General features: G+C 72.5%; 18 protein-coding genes. 4 read left to right on the plus strand and 14 right to left on the minus strand.

Annotated elements, in window-relative coordinates; translation table 11 throughout:
* Window positions 1-23 precede the first annotated feature (23 nt).
* On the minus strand, window positions 24-440 hold the full coding sequence (locus CAP_RS10455; protein ID WP_044239246.1) for an NUDIX domain-containing protein: 417 nt from the start codon (window positions 438-440) through the stop codon (window positions 24-26).
* A gap of 42 nt (window positions 441-482) precedes the next feature.
* On the opposite strand from CAP_RS10455, the gene CAP_RS10460 reads away from it, so the two are divergent.
* The 3 genes from CAP_RS10460 (at window position 483) to CAP_RS10470 (ending at window position 3,837) form a co-directional block, all read left to right on the plus strand.
* On the plus strand, window positions 483-2,024 hold the full coding sequence (locus CAP_RS10460) for a M20/M25/M40 family metallo-hydrolase (RefSeq protein ID WP_081864740.1): 1,542 nt from the start codon (window positions 483-485) through the stop codon (window positions 2,022-2,024).
* Window positions 2,025-2,142: 118 nt separating this feature from the next.
* Complete coding sequence (locus tag CAP_RS10465; protein ID WP_044239249.1) at window positions 2,143-3,048, plus strand: MBL fold metallo-hydrolase; 906 nt, start codon at window positions 2,143-2,145, stop codon at window positions 3,046-3,048.
* A gap of 99 nt (window positions 3,049-3,147) precedes the next feature.
* Complete coding sequence (locus CAP_RS10470) at window positions 3,148-3,837, plus strand: DUF2490 domain-containing protein (protein ID WP_044239252.1); 690 nt, start codon at window positions 3,148-3,150, stop codon at window positions 3,835-3,837.
* A gap of 73 nt (window positions 3,838-3,910) precedes the next feature.
* Here the strand turns inward: CAP_RS10470 and CAP_RS10475 are convergent, their stop codons facing one another.
* The 11 genes from CAP_RS10475 to CAP_RS44225 all read right to left on the minus strand — a co-directional run bounded on the left by CAP_RS10475 (window position 3,911) and on the right by CAP_RS44225 (window position 16,628).
* A complete protein-coding gene (locus tag CAP_RS10475; protein ID WP_044239255.1) occupies window positions 3,911-4,603 on the minus strand; it encodes an HAD family hydrolase in 693 nt (230 codons plus the stop codon).
* On the minus strand, window positions 4,600-5,334 hold the full coding sequence (gene mrtC / locus CAP_RS44215; RefSeq protein WP_370865973.1) for a myxosortase MrtC: 735 nt from the start codon (window positions 5,332-5,334) through the stop codon (window positions 4,600-4,602). Before mrtC ends, CAP_RS10475 begins: the two co-directional genes overlap by 4 nt.
* Window positions 5,295-7,385 carry a TolB-like translocation protein gene (locus tag CAP_RS10485; protein ID WP_044239256.1) on the minus strand — a complete coding sequence of 697 codons (2,091 nt, stop codon included), beginning with the start codon at window positions 7,383-7,385 and terminating at the stop codon, window positions 5,295-5,297. Before CAP_RS10485 ends, mrtC begins: the two co-directional genes overlap by 40 nt.
* A gap of 186 nt (window positions 7,386-7,571) precedes the next feature.
* Window positions 7,572-8,411 carry a PP2C family protein-serine/threonine phosphatase gene (locus CAP_RS10490; RefSeq protein ID WP_231511288.1) on the minus strand — a complete coding sequence of 280 codons (840 nt, stop codon included), beginning with the start codon at window positions 8,409-8,411 and terminating at the stop codon, window positions 7,572-7,574.
* A gap of 79 nt (window positions 8,412-8,490) precedes the next feature.
* On the minus strand, window positions 8,491-9,678 hold the full coding sequence (locus CAP_RS10495; RefSeq protein ID WP_052374722.1) for a serine/threonine-protein kinase: 1,188 nt from the start codon (window positions 9,676-9,678) through the stop codon (window positions 8,491-8,493).
* A 191-nt stretch (window positions 9,679-9,869) separates the two neighbouring features.
* Entirely contained in the window at window positions 9,870-11,438 is a 1,569-nt protein-coding gene (locus CAP_RS10500) for a substrate-binding domain-containing protein (RefSeq protein ID WP_044239257.1), read from the minus strand.
* A 4-nt stretch (window positions 11,439-11,442) separates the two neighbouring features.
* Window positions 11,443-12,738, minus strand: a complete 1,296-nt coding sequence (locus CAP_RS44220) for a S1C family serine protease (protein WP_052374725.1) — start codon at window positions 12,736-12,738, stop codon at window positions 11,443-11,445.
* 131 nt (window positions 12,739-12,869) lie between these two features.
* A complete protein-coding gene (locus tag CAP_RS10510) occupies window positions 12,870-14,513 on the minus strand; it encodes a sensor histidine kinase (RefSeq protein ID WP_044239258.1) in 1,644 nt (547 codons plus the stop codon).
* A gap of 137 nt (window positions 14,514-14,650) precedes the next feature.
* Window positions 14,651-15,343, minus strand: coding sequence for a hypothetical protein (locus CAP_RS10515; RefSeq protein WP_156040674.1), 693 nt, complete (start codon window positions 15,341-15,343; stop codon window positions 14,651-14,653).
* A 197-nt stretch (window positions 15,344-15,540) separates the two neighbouring features.
* Window positions 15,541-15,720, minus strand: a complete 180-nt coding sequence (locus CAP_RS10520) for a hypothetical protein (RefSeq protein WP_044239261.1) — start codon at window positions 15,718-15,720, stop codon at window positions 15,541-15,543.
* A gap of 158 nt (window positions 15,721-15,878) precedes the next feature.
* Window positions 15,879-16,628 (minus strand): 16S rRNA (guanine(527)-N(7))-methyltransferase RsmG, encoded by a 750-nt coding sequence (locus CAP_RS44225; RefSeq protein ID WP_197041111.1) that lies wholly within the window; start codon window positions 16,626-16,628, stop codon window positions 15,879-15,881.
* A 533-nt stretch (window positions 16,629-17,161) separates the two neighbouring features.
* Here CAP_RS44225 and CAP_RS44230 point away from each other — a divergent pair.
* On the plus strand, window positions 17,162-18,355 hold the full coding sequence (locus CAP_RS44230) for a DUF898 family protein (RefSeq protein ID WP_081864744.1): 1,194 nt from the start codon (window positions 17,162-17,164) through the stop codon (window positions 18,353-18,355).
* Between the two features lie 126 nt (window positions 18,356-18,481).
* On the opposite strand, the gene CAP_RS50195 is transcribed toward CAP_RS44230, so the two are convergent.
* Both CAP_RS50195 and CAP_RS10545 read right to left on the minus strand, forming a co-directional pair.
* Window positions 18,482-24,601, minus strand: coding sequence for a hypothetical protein (locus CAP_RS50195; protein WP_044239265.1), 6,120 nt, complete (start codon window positions 24,599-24,601; stop codon window positions 18,482-18,484).
* Window positions 24,598-26,448 (minus strand): ATP-binding protein, encoded by a 1,851-nt coding sequence (locus CAP_RS10545; protein ID WP_044239266.1) that lies wholly within the window; start codon window positions 26,446-26,448, stop codon window positions 24,598-24,600. The genes CAP_RS50195 and CAP_RS10545 overlap by 4 nt, the downstream gene beginning before the upstream one ends.
* Between the last annotated feature and the right edge of the window lie 8 nt (window positions 26,449-26,456).

Here is a 26,456-nt window from a genome sequence, read left to right on the forward strand (position 1 = left end):
GGCAATGCTGCTGGGACAGGCTCTCAGCCGCGCGCGGCGAGGGCGATGCGGCCGAGCTGCGCGACGTTCGGGGGGCCGCCGATGTCGTCGAAGCTGTCCACCCAGCGGAAGTGTTCGAACTCGTCGTTGGGCGTCACGGCGTCGGTGTCGACGTCGGCCACGAACACGAAGTTCAGGTGGAAGCCTTTGCTCCCCGCGAGGTGCTCCTCGTAGCCGATGAGGCCCGCAGGGGTGCCGTCGATGTCGCTGAGCACGGGGAAGCGGCCTTCGAGGCCCGTCTCCTCCAGCAGCTCGCGGCGCGCAGCTTCGAGGGGGGTCTCGCCAGGCAACAGCTCGCCGCCCGGGGGAAGCCAGATGCCCAGGCGGCGGTGGTGAATGAGGAGGACGCGGCCCTGGTGGCGGGGATAGATGGCGACGGAGAAGGCGCGGCGCGTGGTCATGAAGGCGGCTCCCGGCAGGGGCGCTGCGCAGTACCATGAGGCATGCGCCGGCGCACCCAGAGCCACGGGCTCGACCTTTTTCAGCCGCGAGCCCGGAGGGCCCTGCCCGTCGTGGCGAGCGCGCTCGCCTTCCTGGTGTCGCTGTCGTGCGCGACGAGCGACCCTGCGGCGCAGCCCGCGCGCGCTCCTCGACCGGCGCCGGTAGCGGCGCCGATCCGTGCGCGCTCCACGCGCTCCACGCGCTCCACGCCTGCAGAGCGGCAGGCGGCGCTCCGGGAAATCTATGCGCAGCTCATCGCGATCGACACCACGGAGGCGCGGGGGAGCACCACCGTGGCGGCACAGGCGATGGCGGCGCGGCTCACCGCGGCAGGGCTGCCCGCGCAGGACGTGCAGGTGCTGGTGCACCCGGACAACCCGCGCAAGGGGAACCTGGTGGCGCGGCTGCGGGGGCGCGGGGGGAAGAAGCCGCTGCTCCTGCTCGCCCACCTCGACGTGGTCGAGGCGCTGCAGAAGGACTGGTCGCCCGATCTGGACCCCTTCAAGCTCACCGAGAAGGACGGGTTCTTCTACGGGCGGGGGACCTCCGACGACAAGGCGATGGCGGCGATCTTCGTCGCCACCCTGGTGCGCGCGAAGCAGGAGGGGTTCACCCCGGAGCGGGACATCATCGTGGCCCTCACCGCCGACGAGGAGGGAGGTCAGCAGAACGGGGTCGCGTGGCTGCTCGCGAACCACCGGGCGCTCGTCGACGCCGAGCTCGGGCTCAACGAGGGCGCGGGAGGCCGGTTCCGCCAGGGCAAGCGGCTGTTCAACGGGGTGCAGGCCAGCGAGAAGGTGTTCCAGAGCTTCGCGCTGGAGGCGCACAACAAGGGCGGGCACAGCGCGCTGCCGGTCAAGGACAACGCCATCTACCGGCTCGCCGCGGCGCTCGACCGGCTCGGGAAGTTCGACTTCCCGGTGAACCTGAACGAGGTGACGCGGGGCTACTTCGGCAGGATGGCGTCCATCGAGAAGGGGCCCATGGCCGCCGCGATGAAGGCCGCGGCCGCGACGCCGCCGGACCCCGCCGCCCTCGCCCAGCTCTCCACCTCCGCCTATTACAACGCGCTGCTCCGCACCACCTGCGTGGCGACCCAGCTCTCGGGCGGGCACGCGGAGAACGCGCTGCCGCAGACCGCGCGCGCCGTGGTGAACTGCCGCATCCTCCCGCAAGAGTCGTCTGCGGACGTGCAGCGCACGCTGGCGCAGGTGGTGGCCGACGCCGAGGTGAGCATCGCGCCCCTCACGGCGCCGCAGCCGAGCCCTCCCTCGCCGCTCACGAGAACGGTGATGGCGCCCATCGAGCAGATCACGGGCGCGCTCTGGCCCGGCGTGCCGGTGGTGCCCATCATGGGCACCGGGGCGACCGACAGCCTCTACCTGCGGCGGGCGGGGATCCCGATGTACGGCGTCTCGGGCCTGTTCTCGGACATCGACGACGTGCGGGCGCACGGCAAGGATGAGCGCCTCGGGGTGACGGCGCTGTACGAGGGGCAGGAGTTCCTGGACCGCCTGGTGCGAGCACTCGCGGGCGGATCTTGAGCGACGGGCGCTGATCCCGGGGCGGCAAACGCGGCGCGCCGCAGCAGGGTACGATCCCGAGGGGGCGGGCGCGGCGCGGCAGGGCACGATCCCGGGACTGCCGTGCTATGGGCGCTGCATGCTTCTCCGTCGGCGCCACCTCGCTTGCCTCCTCCCGCTGGTGCTCGCGGCGACCGCGTGCGGTGGGGGTGAGCCCGTCCTCAGCGCGGAGGCGCGCGCTGCGCATCCGGCCAAGGCCGCACCAGCGGATGCCAGAACCGCGACGCCGTGGCCCACCTCGACCGAGGGGCTCGCCGAGGTGAAGCTCGCCGAGGATCTCGTCCTCCGCGAGCTCGGTCCGGGCGTGCACCTGATCACCCACGCCCACCCCTGGGCCGCCAACGCGCTGCTCGTGGAGATGGCGAACGGGGACCTCGTGCTCTGCGACCCCACGTACACGGTGGACGCGATGCGGCGCGTCCTCGCCTGGATCGATGGGCACCACGGCAAGCGACGCATCGTGGCGATCAGCACCCACTTCCACATCGACCGGGTGGGCGGCAACGGGGCGCTCGTGGAGCGCGGCATCCCCGTGTACGGCGCCGACCTCACCCTGAAGATGCTCGCCGAGCGCGGGGACGCGGGGCGCAGGTGGCTGCGCGAGAGCCTGGACGACAAGGCGCTGATCGCGGAGTTCGAGGCGCAGCCCACGGTGGCCCCGGACCACCCTTTCCCGGCCGCGGAGGGGCTGACCCTGCGCTTCGGTGAGGAGCAGGTGGTGGTGCACTACCCCGGGCCCGGTCACGCCCCGGACAACGTGGTGGTGGTCTTCCCGGAGCGCGGCATCCTCTTCGGCGGGTGCCTGGTGGCGGCGGGGGAGCGCATCGGCAACAAGAGCGACGCCGACATGGCGCGCTGGGGCGACTCCGTCCGGAGCCTGCACCGGTTCAAGCCGCGGATGGTGATCCCGGGCCACGGTGAGCGGCTGGATCCGGGGCTGCTCGACCACACACTCAAGCTTCTCGCGGCGGAGCAGGGTGGCTGACACGCGACGCAGCCACGGGACATTTCGCCCCTTTTTCAGGGGTCTTCGTCCCTTTTTGGGCGATTGATCTGCGGCGCTGGAGTGTGGCTTCTGGAGAGGATGACGTGCTCCTCGGCCACGCTCCTGGCCCTCGCGGCGCTCACCGTCCCTCTCACCTTCACCTCGCGTGCGCGCGCCGACCACGAGGTGTGGCTGTGGCTGGAGACGCGCTCGCCCCTGCTGCGCGCTGCCTCCCCGACGTTCCCGCGGATCGATCTCCGCACCGTCACCGATGTCCGCGTGAACGGGCGCTCGGAGGGGCTCGCGCAGAGCTTCTTCAGGACGGGTCCGCTGTTCTACCTGTCCGACTTCCTGTTCGTCGGGGTGCACGGGACGATCTACGCCGACCGCCTGGCCTCGGGGGCCTTCGACCAGGAGGCGCGGTTCGAGGTGGAGCCCAACCTGTTCGGGCGGATCGGGGACTTCACCTGGAACGACAGGAACCGGTTCGAGGTGCGGTTCCGCGAGAGCGGGGTGAGGACCCGCTACCGCAACCAGCTCCGCGTCAACTACGCGCCGAAGGGAGCGACATGGATCCCGTTCGTGTGGAACGAGGCGCTCGTCGACCTGTCAGGGCTCGGGCTGAACCAGAACCGCCTGCAGATCGGGCTCGGCCGGATGATGTCGCCATCGGTGCGCTTCGACCTCGGGCTGATGCTGCGCAGCCGCGGGGAGGAGACGGGCTGGGTGCACGACCGGGTGATCAACGCTTACCTCCTGCTCGACATCCCGCCGCTCGCGCGCCCCTGAGGTGCGTCGCCTCCGGAGGCGGGCACCGTCACCGGCCATGGGGGTGAGAGGCACCTCGATCCCGGGCGGAGGATCACCAGCGGAGGATGCGCCAGCCGCGGCGCTCGGCCTCGCGGCGCAAGCGGGGGTCGGGGTTGACGGCGACCGGCTCGCCCACGCGGGAGAGGAGAGGGAGGTCGCTGATGCTGTCGCTGTAGAAGGTGGCGTCTTCGAGGCGGAAGCCCTGCGCCTCGGCGAGGGCGCGCGCGCGCGTGACCTTGCCCTCGCCGTAGCAGAGAGGGCGCACGGGGCGGCCCGTGAAGTGGCCCTGCGCGTCCACTTCGAGGACGGTGGAGACCACGAGCGGGATGTCGAGCAGGCGCGCCAGGGGCAAGGTGGTGTACGAGGTCGCGGCGGTGACGATGGCGCACACGTCGCCGGCCTCCTGGTGGCGGCGCACGGCGGCGCGGCCCTCGGGGCTGATGTGCTGCTCCACGTAGCGCGGGAACCAGTCGTCGCAGCGCGCGATCAGGCGGGCCTCGGGGGTGCCGCGCAAGGTGAGGAGCGCGCGCTCGCCCATGCGCTCGGCGTCGAGCAGGCCGAGGGTGTACTGGCCGACCCAGTAGAGCGTCCTCACGAGGTCCATGAGCGAGGCCTCGCCCCTGTCGCGCTGGTAGCGCACGTACAGGCTCGCGGTCTCCCTGCGGATGAGGGTGCGGTCCATGTCGAACAGGGCAGCGCGCCGCCGCGTGGCGCCCGCGGCCGGCGGAGGTGACGTCGCGGTCATGGTGCTAGACCATAGCCCCGCGCGAGGGTCACGGAGAGCAGATTGCACGCGGCGTGGAAGAGGGCCGGAGCGCCCACACCACCCGTGCGCGCGCGCAACCAACCAAACACGAGCGCCGGGAAGAACACCGCGAGCCGCGCCGGGTGGCGGATGGTGAGGACGTGACCGATCGCGAAGATCACGGCCGCGATGAGCAGGCCGGGCCCGACGGCAGCGCCGAGCACGCGCAGGCGGGGCGGGAAAGCGCGGTCGAGGGCGCTCTGGAGGTAGCCGCGGAAGAAGGCCTCTTCAGGGATGGCGACGACCAGGAGCTGCGCGACGATCTCGTCGAACGGCTCGGCGGCGAGGCGGAAGTGGAAGGGGCGGGTGGGGCTCCACCAGAGGCGGTAGCCGAGCCAGAAGGCCGGGAAGATGATGGCGCCGAGGAGGAGGGTCCACGCGAGCGCGCGGGCGCCGTCCGCGGCGAGGCGGCGCGCGGAGAGGGGCGCAGGTTCGAGGAGGCCGCCGAGGGAGAGGCCGTGGGCGCGGATGACCGCCTCGTCGCGGCGGAGGACGAGCCACCAGGTGGCCGCGAGGAAGACGAGGCCGACGGCGGTGCCCGCGTAGTCGCGCGGGGCTCCGTAGGACACCGCGGTGACGAGCGCGGTGGTGACCGCCGCCGCGACGAGAGGTCGGATCGCGGCGGACGGGTTCACTGGGGAGTGCCGAGCGCGCAGAAGCCGCCGACGCAGCTCGCGTTCGGGTCGCAGCAGTCGCTGTTCGCGGTGCAGGCCTCGCCGATCTGGGAGCAGGAGCCAGGCGTCGCGCTGCAGACGTACTCGCCCGCGTCGTTGGGCTGGCAGAAGCCAGTGCAGCACTCGAAGCCCTGCGAGCACCCGGTGCCTTCCTGCGAGCAGGGGGCAAGCGCCCAGTAGCCGCTCATGTTGGTGGTGGTGAGGTCCTGGCCCGGCAGCCAGAAGGCCGGGTGGCTCGGGTCCTGTCCGGGCTGGGGGTTGGCGTCGATGGCGGCGACCCAGAGCTGCTTCCGGTTCTCGTAGGTGGGGTTGCCGTTCGGGGAGGCCATCTTATTGCCGTAGTCGCGCGGGCTCACGAACACGACCCAGGTGTAACCGCCCACCGAGATGGGGTTCACCGTGGGCTGGTAGTTGATCTGGCGGTTCGTGTCCGGAACGATGCCCACGCCGTTGGCCGCGTCGAGCGCGAGCTCGCCGAGGACGCCGTCGATGTCGGTGAGGTAGAGGTCGTCGCGGCCCCACTCGCCGTTGCCGTACTTGGCGCGGCTGTAGTTGCCCTTCTGGTAGACCACCTGCTTCGAGTCCGGGGTGAAGCTCGGGAAGGCGATGGCCTCGTTGCCGCCCGCCCTGATCTGGCGCTGGTTGGTGAAGGTGAGCGTGCTCTGATCGAAGTCGAAGATGTCGAGGTCGGCGCGCCAGAACTCGACCGGGTAGGCGCCGGTGATGTTGCTGGAGAACGCGAGGAGCTTGCCGTCGTGCGAGAAGGCGGGGTCCGCAGCGCTGCCGATCAGGGCGTCGAGCGCGCTCGGGAGCTGCGTCCCGCTGGCCGCGTCGACGAGCCGCAGGGTCATGTTCACGTCGTTGCGGACCACCTGCTTCCCGTCGGGCGTGAGCGCCAGGAAGATGGCGTTCGAGTCGTAGGGCGACATCTGCACCACGCCAGGGTTGGGTGAGGTGAGGTCGATGGTGCCGAAGGGGCTCTGGGTCATGGACTTGCGCTCGAAGAGCGCCGCGAGGGTGCTGCCGTCCTTGCTCACGGTGTGGCAAGCGACGCAGCGCTTGCCGGCGGTGCCGCCGCTCCAGGGGGGGACGGTGCCGTCGTAGTTCGCGGGCGCCGGGGTGCCGAGCTGGTCGACGGGGCCCGGGTCGAAGACGAGCTGCGGCTCCGAGACGCCCGGCGTGATCTTCATGAGCTGCCCGGTGTTGACGGCCCAGTAGTAGATGGTGCCGCGCAGGCTGCCCTGCGCGATCTTCCAGGTGGAGGTCATGGGCGCGTGGGCCTGACCGCCGGAGAGGCGGGAGACCGCGATCTGCACGTCCTCGCCAGCGTTGGTCTCGGTGAGCTGCGACCAGAAGTCGTTGCTCATCACGAAGGCGCTCGGCGGCTCGGCCTTGGTGTAGATGGTCGCCTCGAAGTGGCCTTCCTGGATGTGGATCCGGTAACCGTCGCCCACCGCGCCGCCGTTCCACATCACCTCCGGCGGGAGCAGGCCGCGCGCGAACACCGTCTTGTCGTAGGGGTAGAGCAGCGTGCCCGAGGGGTTTCCATCGGGGGTGTCGAAGGCCTCCAGGTCCTCGGTGGAGAGGTTGCCGGGGTTCTGCAGGAGGCGGAGGTTGACGGTGACCTCGCCAGTGGCGGTCAGGTCGTTCACCTTCGCCGTGAGCACGCCGACGCCGCCGAGGGTGCCGCTCGCCGCGAAGGAGCCCTGTCCGTCGACGAGGCCGAGCACCGGGCGATCGATGGACCAGGTGGCCGTGACCTCCGCGACGGTGCCGTCCTGGAAGGTGCCCATCGCGTTGAAGTCGCGCGGGTCGGCGGCGCCGTTCAGCACCTCCACGATGGCCGTCGGGGGGTCGATGGCGATCGAGAGGAGCTGGCCGTGGTCCTCGAAGAGCGAGCCATCTCCACCTTCTCCCCCTGCGCCTGCGATGCCGCCCTGGCCGTTGCCAGCACCCTCACCGCCAGGGTTGTCGCCGGAGCCGCAGGCATACACGCCGACGGCAAGGATGCAGGTCCAGGAAAGAGCAAGAGCGCTCGCGATGCGCATGTCGATACCTCCGCAGCCGTCCAAGCTACCACGGACCCTCCCGGCGAAGGCCCAGGAACCCCGGGGTGCAGCGGAGGCCAGTCACGCGCTGACGGCGTGGGCCTCGGCCAGCGCGGCGACCGCGGCAACCGCGGCGAACGCGCGACCCTGGCGAGCCCGGCGCGCGCGATCTCGGCGGCCGTCAGGTCAGGGCTTGTATTCCTGCACCGTCTTGATCGTGGCTTCCGCGGTGTCGCCAGCGGTCGCCGTGCGCAAGCCAGGGCCGTCGGTCTCGGCGAGGAGGACGGTGATGTTGTCGTCACCGCCGGCATCCTTGGCGAGCTCCACGAGGTCGGCGCAGGCGCGCTCGACGCGCGTCGGCGCCCCGGCGTACTGGAGGATCTGCTTGTCGTCGAGCAGCCCCGAGAGGCCGTCGGTGCAGAGCAGGAGCCGGTCGCCGCGGCGGAGGTCGAGGCGCCCGAGGGCCACGATGACGTCGGTGTCCTGACCCATGGCCTGCAGGACGATGTTGCGGCGCGGTGAGCGCTCCGCCTCCTCCTGGGTCATCAGGCCGGCGTCGACGAGGAGCTGCACGTAGCTCTGGTCGCGCGTCACCTGGAAGATGTGGCCCCGGCGGATGAGGTAGGCGCGCGAGTCACCGATCTCGGCGATGGTCGCGGTGGACCCGCGCAGGTACACCGCCGTGAGCGTGGCCCCCATGCCCTCGCGCCCGGGGCGCGCGGCGGCGCGGCGAACCTGGCGGCTCGCCTGTTCGATGGTGCGCCGCAGCCGGTCGGCGTCGTTCTCCCGGGGGCGCCCGCGGCCGCGCATGCCTTCGAGGAGCTTCTCGAGCGACAGCGCGCTCGCCACCTCGCCCGCGTTCGCGCCGCCCATCCCGTCGGAGACCGCGAGCAGGACGCCGCGCTCTCCGAGGCGCCAGGTGACCGGGTCGGCGTGCTGCCACTGCTCTCCGGTCCCGAGGTGGGCGAAGAAGAATGCATCCTCGTTGGAGGAGCGCACGAGCCCCCGGTCCGTCAGACCGGCCACCGTCACTTTCACTTCCGCGCGGGGGCGCGTCATCGCGGCTGACATGCCGCTGCCCCGTCGCGCGCGCAAGCTCGGCCTGTCATCCATCGATCCATGCCTCCGTGAGAGCGCTTCCTGCGCTGTCGGCTGTGATGCCGCGGACCAGACCCCAGCGGGCCAGCGAGGCCCCGAGGGCGCGCGCCGTGGGCCACCGGTTGGCGGGCGAAATCTCCAGCCCCCTTGCCAGGATGGCCCAGAGCTCGGGTTCCGTCGCCAGGACGGCAGGACGGCCGAGGCGCTCGTGCTCCGCGCCGTCGCGGCCGATGTCTGCCGGCGCACCGCCCAGCGCCTGGTGCAGCACCAGGCAAGCCCCCCAGATGTCCACCCGTGGGTCCGCGTCAGAGCCGCCGCGCGCCTGCTCCGGGGCCATGGTGCGCGGGGTGCCGTAGAGCGGCGGGTAGAAGGCGAGCTTGCTCGCCCAGGGGCTCGGCGACAGGCCGGCGATGCCGAAGTCGATGAGCTTGGGCATCACCCGGCCCCGCTCCTCCGCGAGCAGGATGTTTCCCGGTTTCACATCGCGGTGGACGATCCCGTGGCGGTGCGCTTCGTCGAGCGCGCCGAGCACTGGCAGGAGGAGCCTCACCGCGGCGACCGGCGACAGCGGACCGTCTTCGCGGAGCAAGGTGCTCAGGGCGCGACCCTGGATGTGCTCCATGACCAGGAACGGGATCTCGCCCTCGGCGACGCCGAAGTCGAGCACCCGCGCCGCGGCCGGATGCACCACCCGCGCCGCCACCCGGGCCTCGCGCAGCAAGCGCTCCCGGGCATTGGGGATGCGCGCCGCGGGGTGGATGACCTTGATCGCGACCTCCATGTCCAGGCCGAGGCTCCGGGCCCGCCAGACCACGCCCATCCCACCCTCTCCGAGCCGCTCGAGCATCTGGTAGCGCCCGGCCAGGAGCCGCCCCGGCGCCAGCTCGGGCACGGGCTCGACGTGCGCTCCAGGGACCACGGCCGTCGTGGAGGGCGCCGGGATGGTGACCGCCATCGGGTCGGCCACCGCGGCTGCCGTCAGGCGGACCTCGGAGCGTACCGTCCGGCGCTCCTGCAGGAAGGCGTAGCGCGTGGAAGGGGGCGTGCTGCGACGGGTGCTCGGTGGTCCTGAGCCCAGGGTGATCTCGGTGGCGGTGGCCCGCAGACCGCCCTGCAACGCTGCCTGCTGGCGCGCTGTGCGGGTGGTCGACGGGGGGCTCGGCGGAGGCCTGAGCGGGTCGGAGGGGGCGATCATCGCCTCTCTCCACGGCAAAGGTCGGACCAGCGAGCACTGGCTGCAAATCGCCAGCATCAGGGCCTGATGACGCGCTGCGCAGGGGGTGCAGGGTGCGACAGATGCGCCTCAGGAGCGGCGTTCAATCCTCACATGCGCCATCCGCGCGCACGTGGACAGAACCTGACCGTCCGCTTGCGCGCAGCCGGGAGTCACGGAGAGCCCAGGATCTCGATCACAGCGGCGCCCTTGCCGGTCGGCCGGGAGGCGGCGACCACCCGGCTCGCCGGGAGCCCGAAGCGGCCGAGGACCGCCTCCACCACCTGCTTCGTGCGCGCCGCGTCCACCGCGGGGCCACGCAGGACCGCGATCCGCAGGACGGCGCGATCGAAGGTCGCGGCCATGATGCCCGCCGTGGCGATGAGCGCGTCCTCGTCGAGCTTCTCCTGGCGGTGCACGATGAGTGGGCGGGCCTTCTCCCACCCCTCGGGGGCCCGGAATGCCGCCTCGGTGGGTGGTTCGCGTGGTTCGCGTGGTTCGCGTGGTTCGCGGGAGCCCGCCTCGGCGAGCGCCAGCGCCGAGATCACGCGCGTGTTCACCGGGGAGGGCTCGGGCGCCGGCGTGGCGAGCGCGCCCACCCCGCGCCACAGGGCCCAGGACCGCTGGAAGAGCGCTTCGAGGGTGAGCGGTCCGCGGCCCGACAGCCCTGCCATGCGCGCGTTGTCCGTGAGCGATGCCGGCCCGAGCTCGCCGAGCTGCTCCACGAACGCCAGCGGATCCGAGGAGTTCGCCGCGGTCGCCACCCGGCGCGCTCCGGCGGGCGGATCCGCCGCGAGCTTGCGCGTGCCCGCGAGCCAGCCGCGCGCCAGTGCGGCCACCGCATCCGGGTGTCCCTCGATGAAGCCGCGCGGCGCGATGGCGACGTGGGGGATGAGCGAAGGCGTGTCGGCGCTGGTCAGGAGCGGCCGCATCCCGCTCGGGAGCGCGCCACGCGCCACGGCCGCGAGCGGCGCGCCATCGGCCTCCTCGGCCGCCGCGGGAGGAACGAGCCGCACCTCGCCCGGGCGCACGCCGGCCGTATCCAGCGTGAAGAGGGCGAGGAACGTCGCGGGATCGCCGGCGACGCCCGCGAGCTTCACCTCGCCCTTCTCGGGGAGCGCGTCCTTCCGCGACGCCAGCGTCTCCCGGCCCCGCGAGAAGCCCACCACGAAGAACACCTCCGGGCTGAGCGCGCGCAGGCGCTCGTACGAGGCGACGAACGCCGGCAGCGGCGCGAGCGCCACGTCGGCTCCGGCCTCGTCAGCCCCGCCGCGGGCGAGCGCCTTCTCGACGCTCACCATGTCGCTCACCGCCGCGAGCCGCACGTCGAGCCCGGCCTTCGAGAAGCCGCTCCCGTCGCCAGGCACGAGCCCGTCATTTTCGAGCAGCGCCGGCGCCAGGAGATGCCAGCCGAGGGCGGTGACCCGCAGGCCCCGATCGAGCAGCCGCTGACGGGTCCCTGCATCGGCCCCGGCGTCCCCCGGGGGGACCGGGCCCGCGTCTGCCGCGCCGCCCGCGTCTCCCACGTTTGCGCTGGCGCTGCCGGCATCGGCAGGCCCTCCGGCAGCGCCGTCCGCTGCGGCCGAGGTCGACACCCCATCGGGCGTCGCCCCTGCGCCGGATGCCGCCCCTGCGCGCACCGTGGCGGGCGCGGTGTGCTGGGTGCGCGGGCGCACCGCGAGCAGCACGCCGAAGCCGAGGAACAGAGAGAGGAGGAGCCCGAGGACGATCTTGGAACGCAAAGACTCACCACTGGGTGGGGGAAGCCCCCTCATCGCCGAAGCGCCGCCGCTGCGGGTAGGTCGGCAGGATATGTCGCTTCAGCTCGTTGACCGGGATGGCCAGGTTCAGGTTCTGGGCGGGCGAGAAGGGCCCGCTCAGGGTGGCGGTGCTGATCCCGATCACCTCCCCGCGCATGTTGAACACGGGCCCCCCCGAGTTGCCGGGCGAGATCGGCACCGACATCTGGATCCAGGGGCGCCCCTCGTAGACACGCCGCGACGAGATCAGCCCGTCGGTCAGGGTGTGCTCCAGCCCCAGGGGGTTGCCGATGGACACCGCGTGCTCGCCGACCACCACCTTCTCGGAGTCGCCGAGGGGGAGCGGCTCCGGGGCCTCCGGCGCCCCCGCGTCGTTCGAGGGCTTCGCGAGGTCCACCCGGAGCAGGGCCAGGTCGGACTCTGCGATGTCGGAGAGCAGGTCCACCTGCTCGTACGTCGCGCCGCTCTTCAGCTTGAGGCGCAGCCGACGCGCCTCCTTGATCACGTGGTGGTTCGTGACGAGCGTCCCCTCGCGATCGATGAAGAAGCCGGTGCCGCTGCCGGTGCGCTGCCCCTCCGCGCCGAGGACGAAGATGGTCACCACCGCAGGCGAGAGCTTCTGGAACAGCTCCGCCGGCGTCCGCTCCACGGGAACTGCCCCCGCATCTGCCGGGACCGCCGCGTCTGCCGCGTCTGCCGCGTTTGCCGCGTCCACGGCTGCCGCGTCCGTCACCCCCGCGTCCGTCACCCCTGCATCGGACACGGCGGCCGTGCCCGCGCTGCTCGTGCTCGTTCCGGCAGCGGCATCGACCGGCGCCGTGGCCTTGTCCCCCGTGCCTGCCGCCCCCGCCGTGGTCTGTGCTTCTGGCGCGATCTCGGGCCAGGTCACCTGCGCGCTGGCCAGCACGTAGGCCACGCGCGCCAGGTTGGTCCACCCGGCGCGCACCAGCCGGTCCCCCTCCGCGATCAGGAGCGGCCTCGTGGCCTTGTTCCCCGCCGCCGTGAACACGAACGCGAAGCCCAGCAGCCCCACCGCGAACACGTCGGTCACGATGCCCCGCGCGCGCCGGGGATCGTCCTTGGGGAGCAACCTGTCGGCGATGGCGAGCGGGACGATGATGGTCCCGACGAGGGCCGCGCCCAGGCGCGCATAGATGCTCCCGGTCATCGACCCGACGGCGGCCATGAGGGAGATGCCGGTGCCGACGAGCCCCAGCGGAATCGCGGCGAGCTTGGCCAGACCGCAGGCGAGGCGGAGCCTGGGAGACGGTTCCTGGGACATGGACTTCGGGGGATGGGAGCCCGGCAAGGTGCGCTCGTCAAGGTGCGTGGCGCCCCGGGCCGAGCGTGCCCGACGTGAGCGGCGCCCTGGGGTGACCGCTCACGCGCTCACGCGCTCATGCGCTCATACGCTCACGCGGACGCGGCGTCGGTGATCACGGGGAGCCGCAGGGTGAACGTGGTGCCGCGCTCGGGAGCGCTGTCCACCGTGACATTTCCTCCGTGCGCTGCGGCGACACCGTCGACGACCGCGAGGCCGAGCCCCCAGCCGTGCACCGTGCCGCCTTCGTGCGCGCGGTTGAAGGGCTTGAACAACCTCGCCTGTTCCGCGGGTGGAATGGCGACCCCCGCGTTGTGCACCGCCACCTCCGCGGTCGCGGCGCTGAGCCGGATCTCGACGCTCACCCGCTCCACCGTCGAGCCGTACTTGAGCGCGTTCATGGTCAGGTTCCAGATCGCCCGCCGCAGCTCATCCTCGCCCCACAGACCTGCGACCGGCCCATGCTCCACCAGGGTGAGGCGGTCGTGGTGCTGCTGGGCGAGATCGTCCACGACCTCCCGCGCGATGAGCGTCAGGTCGCAGGGTTGCCGCACGATCGGGAGCAATTGCCCGGCCTGGAGCCGCTGCGTATCGAGCAGATCCCGGATCATCCGCTCACTGCGGTCCAGGTTGCGCACCACCATCGCCACCCTGCGGCGCAGATCCTCGGGGCTGAGGGCGTGGTCCGCCTGCATGTCCATCAACTGAGCCGCCAGCCGCGCGGCCGAGATGGGCCCCCGCAGATCGTGAGCGATCAGCGACACGAAGACGTCGCGCAGCCGCTGCTCCTCGCGCAGCGCGTCGATCTGCCGTGCCAGCGTCTCGTTGAGCTGCGCGTTCTCGATGTACAGCGCGAGGGCCTCGGCGAGCACCTCGATGCGCCTCGTCTCGCGCGCGGTGAACGAGCGCTGCTCACGGATCCCGATGAGCACCACGCCGAGGAGGGCATGGTGGGGTGGCATGCGGACCCCGAGCAAGGAGTGGATGCCGCTATGGCGGAGCTCCTGGGGCACGTCGAGCTGCGTCGTGGCGATGTCCTCGAGCGTCGTCGCTTCTTCGTGGCGCGCGAAGTGGCCCACGAACGAGGACAGCTTCAATGCCCGGACATGGCGCGCCAGCCCTTGGTTGGCCAGGCCAGCGGCTGCCATGGTGACGAGCTCCTCTCTCGTGGGTTCGTACAGGAGCACCGCCGCGGCATGGGCGCCCATGGCAGCCATGACCACGCCCACGGCGGCGTGCAGGCACTCCGAGAACGTCCTTGGCTCGCCTGCAGCCCTCGCTTCCACTTGATCGAAGACGCTCCGGACGAGCCGCAGGTGGCGCTTCTCCTCCTGCGCGTCCTCGAGCTGGTGCCGGTTGAACATCTCCGTGACGAAGGCGGAGGCGCTCTGGAGCGCGGCGAGGATCCTCTCCAGTGCCGTGAAGTCGGGCCGCATCTCCTCTGGCGCCTCGAACCACGTCTGCAGGACGCAGCGGCCGAGGAGCGAGAACTCGCTGGTGATCTCGCCGAGCTCGAACCCCTGTCGGAGGCGTGAAGAGAAGTGGGCCTCGATCAACTCGAGCCCGGGGCTCTCCTCCTCTCCGACGGCTCCGAGCGCGGAGAGGTAGCGAGGCATGATGTTCCGCAGCTCTAGCCTGGTGAGGCCGCGCGCCGATGCCCCCCGTCCCGCTGCGTCCGTCCAGCGCTCTAGGATACGACCGTGGTACGTGGCAATGAAAGCGTCGATCGAGGGCATGATGACCTCTCCAGAACCTCCAGTTTATGGAGCGCTGTCGATCTCTGAAGAGGGATCCGGTCACTCGGGTGAAAAGCGGGCTCTCCCTGACTCTGCACGCTGCACAGCCCGCTGCACGCCGCCCGCCGCCCAGACGTTTAGAGCGGCAGCCAGAAGTTCGGTCCGAAGAGGTGCCGGCCCGCCTCGATGGTCGCGAATGCACGTTTGATGTCGCGCCGCGACTGATGTTCCGCAAGCTGCACCGCGTACGGCACCCACAGCGGTCGGCACACCAGCAGCGCCGTGAGGTGCTCTTCCGCGTCCTCCAGCGCCCCGAGTTCCGCGTCGACCCGCGCGAGGATGGTGTGAACAGCGATGGGCGACCCGATCTCCGCGATCCGGTCGGCCGTCTCCCGCACCTTGAGCACCGTCTCCTCGGAGGGCTGCCGCTTGAACTCCTGGAACGCGGTCTCCAGCTCCTGCTCGTGCGCGACCTGCTCGGGCAGGTTCTCCGCCACGAGCGCGCGCCAGTGCTCCACAAAAGGAAGCCTCTGCAGGACGGGCGACCGGTCTACGTGGACGAGGACCAGATCCCCTTCCTTCCAGTCACCCGCCTCGCGCGACAGCTCCAGTGCGGAGACCACCCGCGCCTCCTCCGACTGCCCTGGCTCCTTCGTCAGCAGCCACCGCTCCCAGTAGAGCGCGCCGCGGAAGCCAGTCCGCGCGACGGCTTCGTAACCCGCGGTCCGTGCCGCCTGAGCCTTGCGAATGAGCGCCCCCTTGTGCTGCTGCACCTCGGGGACCTCAAGCTTTCCGGGCCAGGGATCGAGCCGTTGGAAATCCACACTCATGGCCACCTTGGGCGCTCGATGTCTCGGACCGAGCCGGCTTGCACGCTACCACGGTGCGAGCGCGTCCAGGCGCCCGAGGACGGCGGTCTCCTGGAAGACTCCCGCCAGGACGTGTCAGCCGTCCAGCGGCGCCCGCCCGTCTCGGTACTGCCGCCTCGAACCCTGTCAGTTCCCCCACCTCCCGCACGGAGGAGGGCTCAGCGGCTCCGGCCCCGGAACATGCTGAACGCGCCGCCGACCACCATCAGCAGGAGCACCACCACGATCACGCCCGACCACACGCCTGCCTTGAAGATGCCCTTGACTGCGCTGCAGCCAGTGAGCGCGCTGCTGGCCAGGATGATGCTCGCAGGCACGCCGATGTGCTTCATGTTCATACTGCCTCCCTGAACCCTTTTTGAACGGCGTCTCGTGGCCGCTCCTGGCCACTGCGCGCCGGTGTCACCTCCAGGGGTCCTTGCGAAGGGCGTACCCGATCCGGCCTGAGCAATTCAGGAGCGCTCGGCCGGCCCGGATCGCGTCAGGTCAGCTCGCGTCAGGTCACTTCAGGGACGGTCGGCGGAGACGCCGTGGACCCGGGCGCTTGCCGCAGGTACCGCACGGCGCGGCGCTCGGCGCTGGTGAGCGGCCACCGGTAGCGCAGGTCTGCCTCGACCTCCCACCCCGGCAGGACGGGCGGCTCCTCCTTCGCGAGCAGCACCCACACCTCGGGGGCTGCGGCCCCGGCGGTGAGCGCCGCCCCCATCTCCAGCCAACGCGCCGGTGCGAGCGTCGCGCGCGACACCGCCACGTCGAACGCCGGCCTGCGGCGCGCCAGCTCCTCGCCGCGACCCCGCTCCACGAACGGCGCCCGCGCCCGCCCTCCGGCGCCAAGCGCCTCCGACTGGAGGAGCGCGCCGATGGTATTGCGCAGGAACGACACCCGCTTCTGGAGCGGCTCCACCAGGGTGAGCGCGAGGTCCGGACGCAGCAGCGCGAGCGCGAGCCCCGGAGCCCCGGCGCCCGTCCCCACGTCCACCACCCGCGCACCCCGCGGCACGTGCGCGGCGATCACCAGCGCATCGGCCACCATCAGATCCACCAGCTCGTCGTCGGTGCGCGCAGCCGTCAGATCGATGCGCGCGTTCCACGAGGCGATGAGGTCGATCCAGCGTACCAGGGACGACGCGGCGGCCTCGTTTCCGGCGGTCGCAGCTTCCCCTTCGGGAGCAGGCAGACCGGTACCGATGGACAGCGCACGTGCGACGCGCTCTTCGAGCGCAGACGAAACAGAAGGCAACGACACGTGTCCCAGTGGAGCACAAGGCGACCGTCACTCACAGCTCTCCATGAGCAGGACCTTCCGCGCGTCCTGCACAGCTCGGCGGCACCCACGCGCACCCGCGCCGCTCCAGCCACGGAGCCCGGACCTGCGTGCGGTCGCTCGCACGGGTCGCTGCGCGCGCGGTCCGCGCGGCGCGGCGCGGGTACGGGTGGAGGGGGTGTGCGGAGCGGGGAACCACGCGTGCTCACCTTGTCGGACCCGGCTGGTGGGCGAGGGCTTCCCCGCCTTCGAGCCAGGAAGCCTCGCCGGCAATGTCGGCGTCCTCTCAGGAGGCGGAGCTTCTCCTCCCCTCCCTGCGTCACTTCTTGCGCAGAGCGAGTGACGTTCTGGGCGGTCGTCCTGTAGCCTCACCTGGCGCTGCGCCGAGGGGGCTGTCTTTCGAACCGACGCCGCGCCTGGTGGTTGGGCGCCCGCGATCTGTGCGCCTGGTGTCTTCGGTGCCTGTACTTGGCCCCCGTTCGCGCGGGCGGCCTCTCGATGCGGATGGAGGAGTGATGAACGCAGGTGGTTTCGGTGGTGGTCAACCTCCGGGCGGATATCCGCCGGGTGGGGCAGGGGGATACGGACCTCCGCCGGGCGGCGGTTACCCGCAGCAGGGTGGTCAGGGTCAGGCGCCTCAGGGCGGGTATGGCCAGGCGCCCCAGGGTGGGTATGGCCAGGCGCCCCAGGGCGGGTATGGCCAGGCACCTCAGGGTGGACAGGGTCAGGCGCCCCAGGGCTATGGCCCGGCGCCCCAGGGGGCATGGGGACAGCAGCAGGGCGGCTACGGTCCGGCCCCTGCGCAAGGTGCAGGCTACGGCCCCCCTCCCGGTGCGTTCGTCCAGCAGGGCTACGGCCCGCCTGCCGCCGGCGTCGGGGTCGGCGCGGGCAGCGACGTGCGCATGAGCTTCGAGGGCGAGGGCGGAGAGTTCTTCGGCAAGGTCATCGTGGGCTACCTGCTCACGATGATCACCTTCGGCATCTACGCGCCGTGGTTCATCTGCAGCCTCACCAACTACATCTACGAGAAGTCGAACATCCAGACGGCGCGCGGCCCGCTGCGCGTTTCGTTCCGCGGCGAGGGTGGCTCGCTCTTCGGCGTCCTCATCGTCAGCTACCTGCTCACGGCGATCACCTTCGGCATCTACGCCCCCTGGGCCATCTGCAAGGTCGCCCGCTACTTCACCGAGAACACCTACGCGCAGACCGCCGACGGCCGCACCTACCAGCTCCGCTTCAGCGGCGAGGGGGGTGACCTCTTCGGCACCTGGATCGTGAACGCGATTCTCATGGGCGTCACGCTCTACATCTACACGCCGTGGGCGATGTGCAAGCTCCGCAAGTGGTTCTACTCGCGGACGCAGATCGTGGAGAACGGCCAGCCCGTGGGCCAGCTCGACTTCGTGGGCGAAGGCGGCAACCTCTTCGGCACCTTCCTCGCCGGCGTCCTGCTCACCATGGTGACCTTCGGCATCTACGGGTCGTGGTTCACGGTGAGCATGAAGAAGTTCTGGAACCAGAACACCCGCGTCGCGCTCTACAACCGCACCTACGCGCTCGACTTCACCGGCCAGGGCGCCGACCTGTTCGTGATCAACCTGGTCACCACGCTGCTCACCATGGTCACCTTCGGCATCTATGCCTTCTGGGGCCAGGTGAAGAAGATGAAGTGGGACTACCAGAACACCCTGGTCCGCGCCCTCAACTGACCGGAGGTGGGCGCTCACCCTCCCGGGATGAGTGGGGGGCCGGGAGGCGGTAGCCCGCGCCGACCGAGGTCGCACGCGCGGGCAGGCGGCTCAGATCGTCTTCGTGCAGTTCACGAGGATGGTCGCTCATGCACCCCCACCACGGATCGACCGTAGCAGCTCGTCGAGCGCGCGCCTCTCCTCGGTATCCGTGACCGACTGGAGAGCCCGGTTGATCTCCCCCACCGCCGCCGCGACGAGTTGCGCCAGCACCAGCGGGTCGCGCGGCGAGCGACCCTGCGTCCAGCGCAGCGACGCGTGGCCCAGGTTGAGGAAGACGCGCTTGTTCTTCGGCTCGTAGCGCACCGGCCTGCCAGAGCTCACCTCCTCCACGTCGAGCACCGGGTCCCCGGACAGGCGCAGCGAGGCGAGGACCTGGTGCACCGCCCGCGCGACCTCGCTCTCCTCGCGGGGCGTGGCGGACGCACCTGCCCCGGTGAGCACCTCCCGCACGCTGCGCCACAGCTCGGCGAGCCACGCGCGCGGCTGCGGAGGTTTGGCCTTGCCCTCCCGAGGCGAGGAGAGCCCTGGCGCCGGGGGCCTGGACGGCGGTCGTGTGGCTCCGGTCCCCTGCAGCGCTGGCGACGCCTCCTGCGCGACCGCCCCGACCTGACCGGCGTCGACCGCAGGCTGCACCGCTCCGGGGGCGTCGCTGGCTCCGGGGGCGACCTCGAAGCCCCCGAGTTCGCGCACCACCGCGCCACCGCGGGCGCGCAGCACCCGCACCAGCGGAGAGCCATCCAGGAGCACGAAGCCTGGCGCACCCTCCGGGAACTGACCCTCAGCGCTCCCTTCCCGGCGCGTGACCCACACCGCGCCCCGCGTGGAAAGCTCCTCGATCACCTGCGTGGCGCGCACCGTGCGGCCATCAGCCGTCGGCGCCTCGGGCTCGCCCATCGCGCGCGTGCCGAGCAGCCGGAGGTCCCATCGGTAGAGCGCGAGCGTGGGGTCGTCGGGGCGCCTCATCAGGAGCTCCAGCACCATGCTGACCACCGCCCGCAAGGCCACGGCGGCGATCTGCATCTCGAGCTTGTCCGTACACACCAGGAGCGCACCGCCCACGGGCAGGGCGCCGCTCAGCCCGGGCGGGGGCCCGAGCGCTCGCAGCGTACGCGGACCTCCCCGACCGGCGTGCGTGGACCGCGCGGTGGGGAGGGTGAGCTGCACCTCCGGGGCGAGAGGCCAGGTGCCCGGGAGCCACAGCTTGCCGAGGAAGGCGGGCAGGTCCGGGTGGCGCCGCTCCTCCACCCAGCGCACTGCCAGCGCGTCCTCTGGCGCCGAGACCTGCGCTTGCAGCCACGTCGTGACCAGGGCCTCGATCCGCGCCCGCAGCCCGTCGCGCGCTGCCGCCGTGTGCACGTCGTCGAAGGCCCGGTTGGGCGGCAGCGCGTCGTCGTTCACCGCGCCCACGAGCGGCCACCCGCGCCCCGCCTTCATCCGGCAGAGCGGCCGGCGCTGCACGTACACCGCGATGCCCTCCTCCTCCGGGGTGGCAGCGTCGGAGGGCACGAGGAGGCCGATCTCTCCCTCCGTCCCTGGACCCTCCTGGAAGGGGATCGTCGCGAAGCAGCGGGCCCGCGCGGCCGCGCCGAGCGCCACGCGCGCCACGGGGGGTGCGGTCGCGCGCCGTTCTCCTTCCAGGTCGCGCATTACCACGCTGGTCATGTCGCGCACTGGCAGCACCTTGGAGAGCTGCTCGCGCTCTTCGGCCGACAGGCAGAGCACGGGCCTGTCGTAAGCCCGCCGTGGGTAGGGCGGAGGTGCGTGGGTGCAGAACCACCCCTCCAGCACCGCGCGGATCTCGTCGAGCGCGTGGAACGCCCCCTGCGTGTCTTCAAAGAGCGGCGCCGTGCGGCCGTGGACCACCACCTGCTTTCCCTCCGAGGCCGTCTTGCAGACGGCGCGGCGGAGCTGCACCCGCACGAATGGAGGAAAGGCGTCGAGCGCCTCGGCGTGCGCGAGCAGGTGCCTGCCCATGGCCCGCGCGATGCGCTGGAGCAGGACGGCGACGTCCTCGTGGGTCACCAGCGCGTGCTCGACGCGGAGCACGAGCCTGAGCGGCATCGCGACCTTGGCGAAGATGCGCTTCGGCACCCCGTCGAGCCCGAGGACCTGCACCTCGGACTCCGGCCCCTCGATCACCTCCACCTCCCCGAGCGCCTCCTTGAGCTTCAGCTCTGCGAGCGAACGCCGGAGCAGCGGGTGCGCCGGCGTGCCCGGGAGGCGGGGCATCTCGACGGACACCTCCGGCGCCTTGCGGCGAGCCTGCAAGGTGGCGATCTCCTCGGTCATGTCGCGCAGCCCCAGCCCGAGCGCCTTGAGGAGCTGCTTCATGCCCTCCCCCACCGGGTCCGCGGGCACGTGGAGGATGGGCGCGTCGAGGTCGGAGCTGCGCTGCCCCTCGTGCCAAGGCGTGTGCAGGTGGGCGCCCACGTAGACCTGCGCGCCCACGTTCCGGACCGTGACCAGCGCCGCGTGGCCACCCCGCACCGTGGGCCAGCGCAGCGCGCTCGACCGGAGCGCCTCGGCGATCTCCTTCGCCCCCAGCTCCGCCCCGAGGAGCCAGGCGAGGAGCTGGAGCGCCCGCGCGTCGCGGAACAGCGCAAAGCGGGGCTCTCCGCCCGAGGTCGGCGTCTTCGCCTCGTCGAGGAGGCGGTGCGCGAGCGCCAGCGCCGCCGCGTGGACCCGCTTCGTCGCCACCGCCACCCCGGCCTGGCTGAGGTCGCGGTAGCCTTCGATGTGGGCGCCGCGGACGAGGTTGATCCGCGCCACCACCGGCGCCCCGAGCGGGAGCGCCCGCCTGCACACCGCGCGCTTCTGGAACAGCACGTCGACCCAGGCGTGCTCGCTGGGGATGGTGGCGCGCGGCAGCCCCACCACCACCGAGATGCGGTCCAGCTCCGAGACCGACCCGGGCGCCGTGGCGCCTCCCGCACCCTCCACGGCCGGCAGGAACGCGGTGATCGGCGGCGGCGTGTGTCGCGCCGAGTCGCCGAGGTCCCCGAGCTGCGTCGCGTCGTGCTCCGGGCCGGCGAGGAATGCGCGCTTCGTGCGCTGCAGCTCGGCCTGCGCGCGCATCGCGGGCAGCGCATCCGTGGCCAGGTGGGCGCGCCCCTCGAACCACTGCTCCACCGCTGCCCGCTCCCGCGTGTCGCGCACGATCAGCGGCCGCCACAGGAACGTCTCGAAGCCCGGCGCGCTCCGGAGGAGGGGCACCGGCTGCGAGGCGTCGCGCCCGGATGCCGCGACGTCCAGGCTCACTGCCAGCGGCTCTCCCTCCGGGTCGAGCTGGGTGAGCAAAGGCAGCGCCCGGATGCGCGCGAGCAGCACCCTCTCCTCGTCGTGCCCACCCTCTGCGGCCGTGATCCGCGCGAGCGCATGCGCGCTGAGGATGAGGTGCGCCGTGACGTGCGTGGATATCGCGCCTGGCCCGCGGGGCGGCGGCGCCACGCCGAGGCGCTCGGCCGCGCCGGGGGCTCCCTCCACCAGCGCCACGAGCGCCCAGCACATCGCCAGCGCCGCGCCGCGGGTCACGCGCGGCGAGCGGCCCGAGAGCGCGCGCTTCCAGGCGCGGTCCGGCATGATCTCGTCGCTGTCGATGGCGATCGCGAGCGGCGCCAGGAGCGGCTTCGTCTCCACGACGTCGAGCGGCTGCAGCGCGTGGTACCACGCCTCCACGTTCCGGTCGGCGGTCGCGAGCCGCGTCACCACGGACCCCCGGCTCCACGAGAGCACCGGCACCTCGTCGGCCACCGCGCCCGGCTGGATCCGCAGCAGCGCCTTCTCCAGCTCCTGCGCGCGCTTCTGCTCCCGCTTCCGCTCCTGGCGCATGGTCACCAGCGCCTGCTCGTAGGGGACCAGCTCGATCTCCGGGAGTGCGCCCTCCAGCCAGCCCCGCTCCTCGCGCTGCAGCGCGAGCACCGGTCGCCCGTCGGCCGCGCGCCAGGCGTAATCCGGCGGCGCGTAGCACAGCCCTCCGCGCAGGGATCCGAGCCGCGCCAGCGCCTCCAGGCTCTCGCTCCGCCGCGCCTCGGTCGTCGGCCACACCGGCGCCTGCTGCAGGCCGTAGAGGGCGTCGAGATCCAGATCCGATGCCGGGTCCACCGCGCCCGCGAGCCTCGCCGCTCCCTCGATGGAGGCCTGGGCGCCGAGCGGCGAGGCTCCCCTCCGCGCGGCGAGCAGCGTGCCGACCGCGGCACGGATCACCGGGGCGAAGCGCGCGCGCTCCGCTTCCAGCGCCCCCGGCGCCCCCTGTACCCCCACCCGCTCCCCGCTCCCCGCCGCCACCCCCTGCGCGTGCGGAAGACCACCCGTGCCCGGCGCGCCCGGCGCGCCCGGCGCGCCCGGCGCGACCGGCGCGCCCGGTGCGCCAGGTACGCCCGGCGAGATCGCCACGCCTTCCTCGCCGGGCGCCTGCTGCTCCGCAGCATCGAGCCAGAACGCCCGCCGCGCCTCCCGGTCGACCGTGATCAGCGCGATCCGCAGCGCGTACCCGACGGCCGCCCGGAGGTGTCGGTCGTGCTCCACCCCTTCGTAGTCGAGCGTGGGACGCAGTCGCCCCTTCCACGTGACCGCCGCCTCGAACGGCAGCGGCACCACCTCCCTGTCGAGCGCCACGATGTCGAGGAGGCGCCCGTCATAGAGCACGCGGATCGTCGCCTGTGCACGGCCCGTCTCCCCTTCCGCGCCCCCCATCGCGCGCAGCACCACCTCCCCCGACAGCCCCGCGCAGGCCCCCTGCTGCGCCTCGAACGTGGTGCGCGTGAGCTGTCCGGGCGCCTGGGGCACTTCCACCGGCCCCGCCGCGTGTGCGTACAGCGCGCGGCGTCGCTCTCGCCCCCGCTGCGCCTCTTCCACGAATGCCGCCGCGTCCTTCGTGACGAGCCCCGCCCGGATCCGCTCGGCCACCCTCCCGCGCAGCCACAGGATCTCGTCGGCCCACGGCGACGCCTCCTCGGGCACCGGCCCCTCGCCCTGCCACAGGTGCACTTGCCCTGGCAGCGCCGACGGCGCCGTCTCCCGCCCCAGTCCATCGCGCAGGAGCGGCAGGTCGAGCAGCGCGCGCGCCTCCTCGGGCAGCCCCGCGCCCGACGTCACGGCCCCTGCCGCCACGCACACGCACGCCCCGAGCGCGTCCTCCAGCGCCGCGCCGTCGGACGACAGCACCTCCACGCCTTCGGGCACCTCCCCCACCTTGCACACCAGCGCTACGAGCGCCCGCAGCGCGTCCAGGAACGCCGCGTGCGCCGCGTCCGCCACGAGCGCCCTCAGCGGCGCGTCCTCGCGCAGCGCTGAGCGTGAGGCGTTCGTCGGCAGCTCCTCGGCGTCGACCAGCACCCGCACCGGCAGCCCCACCCCTGCGTATGGCGCCGACGGGAACCTCGGCGCGAAGCTCCACGCGCTCCGCAGCAGCCGCACCCCGTGCTCCAGCAAGTCGAGCACCGCCCCGCGCCCTTCCTCGCCCTCCCCCGCGCCGTTCGCGCCCTCGCCCGCGCCGTTCGCGCCCTCCTGCGGCACGGCCACCACCTCCAGCGCCGCGCGCGTCGTGCCCCGCAGCCGGAACGGCACCCGCAGGAGCCGCGCCCGCCGCTCCGGCCGCGCGAGCGGCGCCCCGCCGAGCAGCACCGGGATCCCGAGGTCCCCCGTCGCCTCCGCGAGCAGCTCCACCTCCGGCGGATACCCCCCCGCCACCGCGCGCCGGATCACCCCCCAGCTCATCCGCCGCCGCAGCTCGATGCGCAGCCCCTGCGCGGGCATCCCCGCAGGCGCCGGAAGCTCCGTGACCTCCGGCCGCGCAGCCGCCTCCTCCCCCTCCGCCGCCACCACCGCCGGCGTGAACCGGGCCCGCCTGCACCGCCCCCCGTCGAGCGGCGTGAGCACGTCGACCCGCGCCGGTGACAGCCCGAGCGCCGCGTTCACCCCCAGCGCCAGGAGCCGCGTCCTCTTCCCCGCCCGGTCCTGCGGCGTGTCCAGCACGTGGTCGAGGAGCCGCGCCAGCGCCGCGCCGTCGAGCGCCATCCCGTCGAAGCTCACCGCCAGATCATCGGCGTCGCCCTGCAGGTGCACCGCCGTCGCCCCGCCCGCCACGGCCGCCCGCGTCAGCTCCAGCAGGTACAGGTGCAGGTCGACCAGCAGGTGCTCGCGCAGCTTCGCCACCGCGCGCCGCGCATCCACCCGGATCACCCCCCGCGACACCACCCGGCTCACGACGACCTCCGCGGCGCGCCTTGCCCTGCTTTGTCAGCCCGCCCCACGTCGAGGAGCTGATCGACGTCGTGCTCGTCGAGCGGGCCCCGCGCCTCCAGGATCAGCGCCCGCGCCAGGAGCGCCGCCGCGCTGACCGCGTCCACCTCCGCCGCGTCCCGCGCGAGCGCCACGGTCGTTGCCTTCACGTTCAGGTACAGCGTGTCCGTGGGCTTGAACCGCGTCGCCCGGCTCCCCACCTCGCTCACCGCCACGACCCGCCCCCCGTCCGCCCCTTGTCCGCTCCCTCGCAGTCCGCTCCCTCCCCGTCCGTCCCCTCCTCGTCGGTCCCCCTGCGCCTCCTCGGCTTCCGGCAGGAGCAGCCCTGCCCGCTCTGCGAGCGTCCCCTCCACCCTGCAGAGCACCACCCCCGCCACCTCGTGCCGCGCCCGCGCCAGCGCCTCCAGCAGCGCCCCCACGAGCCGCGCGCTCCCGTCGCCCGCGGCCTTCTGCTCGGGCACGACGCGCAGGTACTCCTCCTGCACCACCGCGAGCCGCAGCCGCGGATAGCACCGCGCGAGGTACTGCCGCACCGCCGGGTGCACGAGCAGCACGATGGGCGTGCCCGCGCCCGTGCCCGTGCCTGTGCTCGTCCCTTGCCGCGCGAGCGCCGCCGTCAGCGCATCCACCCGGTCCGTCACCAGCAACGGCGCGCGCCACGGCAGGAGCCCCGCGAGCCCTGCCACCGCGGACCGGCCGTCCACCGGGTGCGCCAGCGGGAACGGGATCTGCGCCGGGTCGAGCCGGGTCGGCCCCGCCAACGCCGCCTCCACGAGCGCGAGGTACGCCCCCACCTCGCGCCTGGGCGTCACGCCCGCCGTCACCTGCGCGGCTGCCTGCGCCGCCGCCTCTGCTGCCGGACCGAGCCGCTCCGCGATGGCCCGCTTGAGCGGCCCCCGCACGGCGGCACCCACCTGCCGCAGCGCCTCCCGGAACGCCTCGTCCCGCCGCACGTTGTCCCGGCTCAGCGTGTGCTGGAACCTCGGACTCATCGCCTTGAAGCGCACCCAGTCGAGCCCCGGGAACATCTCCTCGGACGTCTCGAACAGCGTCAGCCCGCGGTTGTAGAACCCGGCGAAGCGCCCCTCCTGCGCGCCGCCCGCCAGGTGTTGCGACCCCACCAACGGACCCACCGCCACCGTCATGTCCCCCTCGGTCACCGTCACCGACGCCGCCGCGTCCACCGCGAAGGGCACGTCGATCCGCTCCGCGTAACCCGCTCCGCCGAGCGTCGTCCCGTCCACCACCACGGCCAGCGTGATGGGACGATCTGCGTGCCGGCACCAGCGCGACAGCGCGCCGCGCACCCGCGTCACGTGCCGGTGGAACGCCTCGTCATCCATCTGCTGGTGCAGCGTCACCCGCGTCCCGCGCCCCTCCCGCGCGCCCGCGTCTTCCAGCGTGTAGCTCGTGTCGGGCCGCAGCACGAGCCGGAAGGCCTGCCCGTCGCGCCACGTCTCCACCTCCACCGCGTCCGGCCCGATCGCGAACACCGACACGAAGCCGATCCCGTACTTGCCGATCTTCCCCTCCACCCCTTCCTTCGACGAGCTGAAGAGCGTCAGCAGCGGACCCTCGATGGTCTCCCGCCCCATCCCTTGCCCGTCGTCGAGCGCCGCGGTGAACGTCAGCCCCCCACGGGCGCGCTCCACCCGCACCTCGACCCGGCTCGCCCCGGCGTCGAGGCTGTTCTGCACCAGCTCCCGCAGGAAGGCGTAAGGGTCCGCGAACTGGCGGACCATCTCTCCAACGAGCCCGGTGTCGGGCGGCGGCGTGGGCCGCTCTTCGCGGCCTGATCGGTAAGGCGTCATGGGGCGAA

Source organism: Chondromyces apiculatus DSM 436, assembly GCF_000601485.1.
Lineage (GTDB): Bacteria > Myxococcota_A > Polyangia > Polyangiales > Polyangiaceae > Chondromyces > Chondromyces apiculatus.

What these genes read in the sequence shown, in the direction of transcription:
- CAP_RS10455 (WP_044239246.1), bottom strand. Translation starts at nt 440, where the DNA reads ATGACCACGCGCCGCGCCTTCTCCGTCGCCATCTATCCCCGCCACCAG.
- CAP_RS44230 (WP_081864744.1), top strand. Translation starts at nt 17,162, where the DNA reads ATGAACGCAGGTGGTTTCGGTGGTGGTCAACCTCCGGGCGGATATCCG.
- CAP_RS10465 (WP_044239249.1), top strand. Translation starts at nt 2,143, where the DNA reads ATGCTTCTCCGTCGGCGCCACCTCGCTTGCCTCCTCCCGCTGGTGCTC.
- CAP_RS44220 (WP_052374725.1), bottom strand. Translation starts at nt 12,738, where the DNA reads ATGTCCCAGGAACCGTCTCCCAGGCTCCGCCTCGCCTGCGGTCTGGCC.
- CAP_RS10495 (WP_052374722.1), bottom strand. Translation starts at nt 9,678, where the DNA reads ATGATCGCCCCCTCCGACCCGCTCAGGCCTCCGCCGAGCCCCCCGTCG.
- CAP_RS10515 (WP_156040674.1), bottom strand. Translation starts at nt 15,343, where the DNA reads ATGAGTGTGGATTTCCAACGGCTCGATCCCTGGCCCGGAAAGCTTGAG.
- CAP_RS10470 (WP_044239252.1), top strand. Translation starts at nt 3,148, where the DNA reads ATGACGTGCTCCTCGGCCACGCTCCTGGCCCTCGCGGCGCTCACCGTC.
- CAP_RS10485 (WP_044239256.1), bottom strand. Translation starts at nt 7,385, where the DNA reads ATGCGCATCGCGAGCGCTCTTGCTCTTTCCTGGACCTGCATCCTTGCC.
- CAP_RS10475 (WP_044239255.1), bottom strand. Translation starts at nt 4,603, where the DNA reads ATGACCGCGACGTCACCTCCGCCGGCCGCGGGCGCCACGCGGCGGCGC.
- CAP_RS10545 (WP_044239266.1), bottom strand. Translation starts at nt 26,448, where the DNA reads ATGACGCCTTACCGATCAGGCCGCGAAGAGCGGCCCACGCCGCCGCCC.
- CAP_RS10510 (WP_044239258.1), bottom strand. Translation starts at nt 14,513, where the DNA reads ATGCCCTCGATCGACGCTTTCATTGCCACGTACCACGGTCGTATCCTA.
- CAP_RS10460 (WP_081864740.1), top strand. Translation starts at nt 483, where the DNA reads ATGCGCCGGCGCACCCAGAGCCACGGGCTCGACCTTTTTCAGCCGCGA.
- CAP_RS10520 (WP_044239261.1), bottom strand. Translation starts at nt 15,720, where the DNA reads ATGAACATGAAGCACATCGGCGTGCCTGCGAGCATCATCCTGGCCAGC.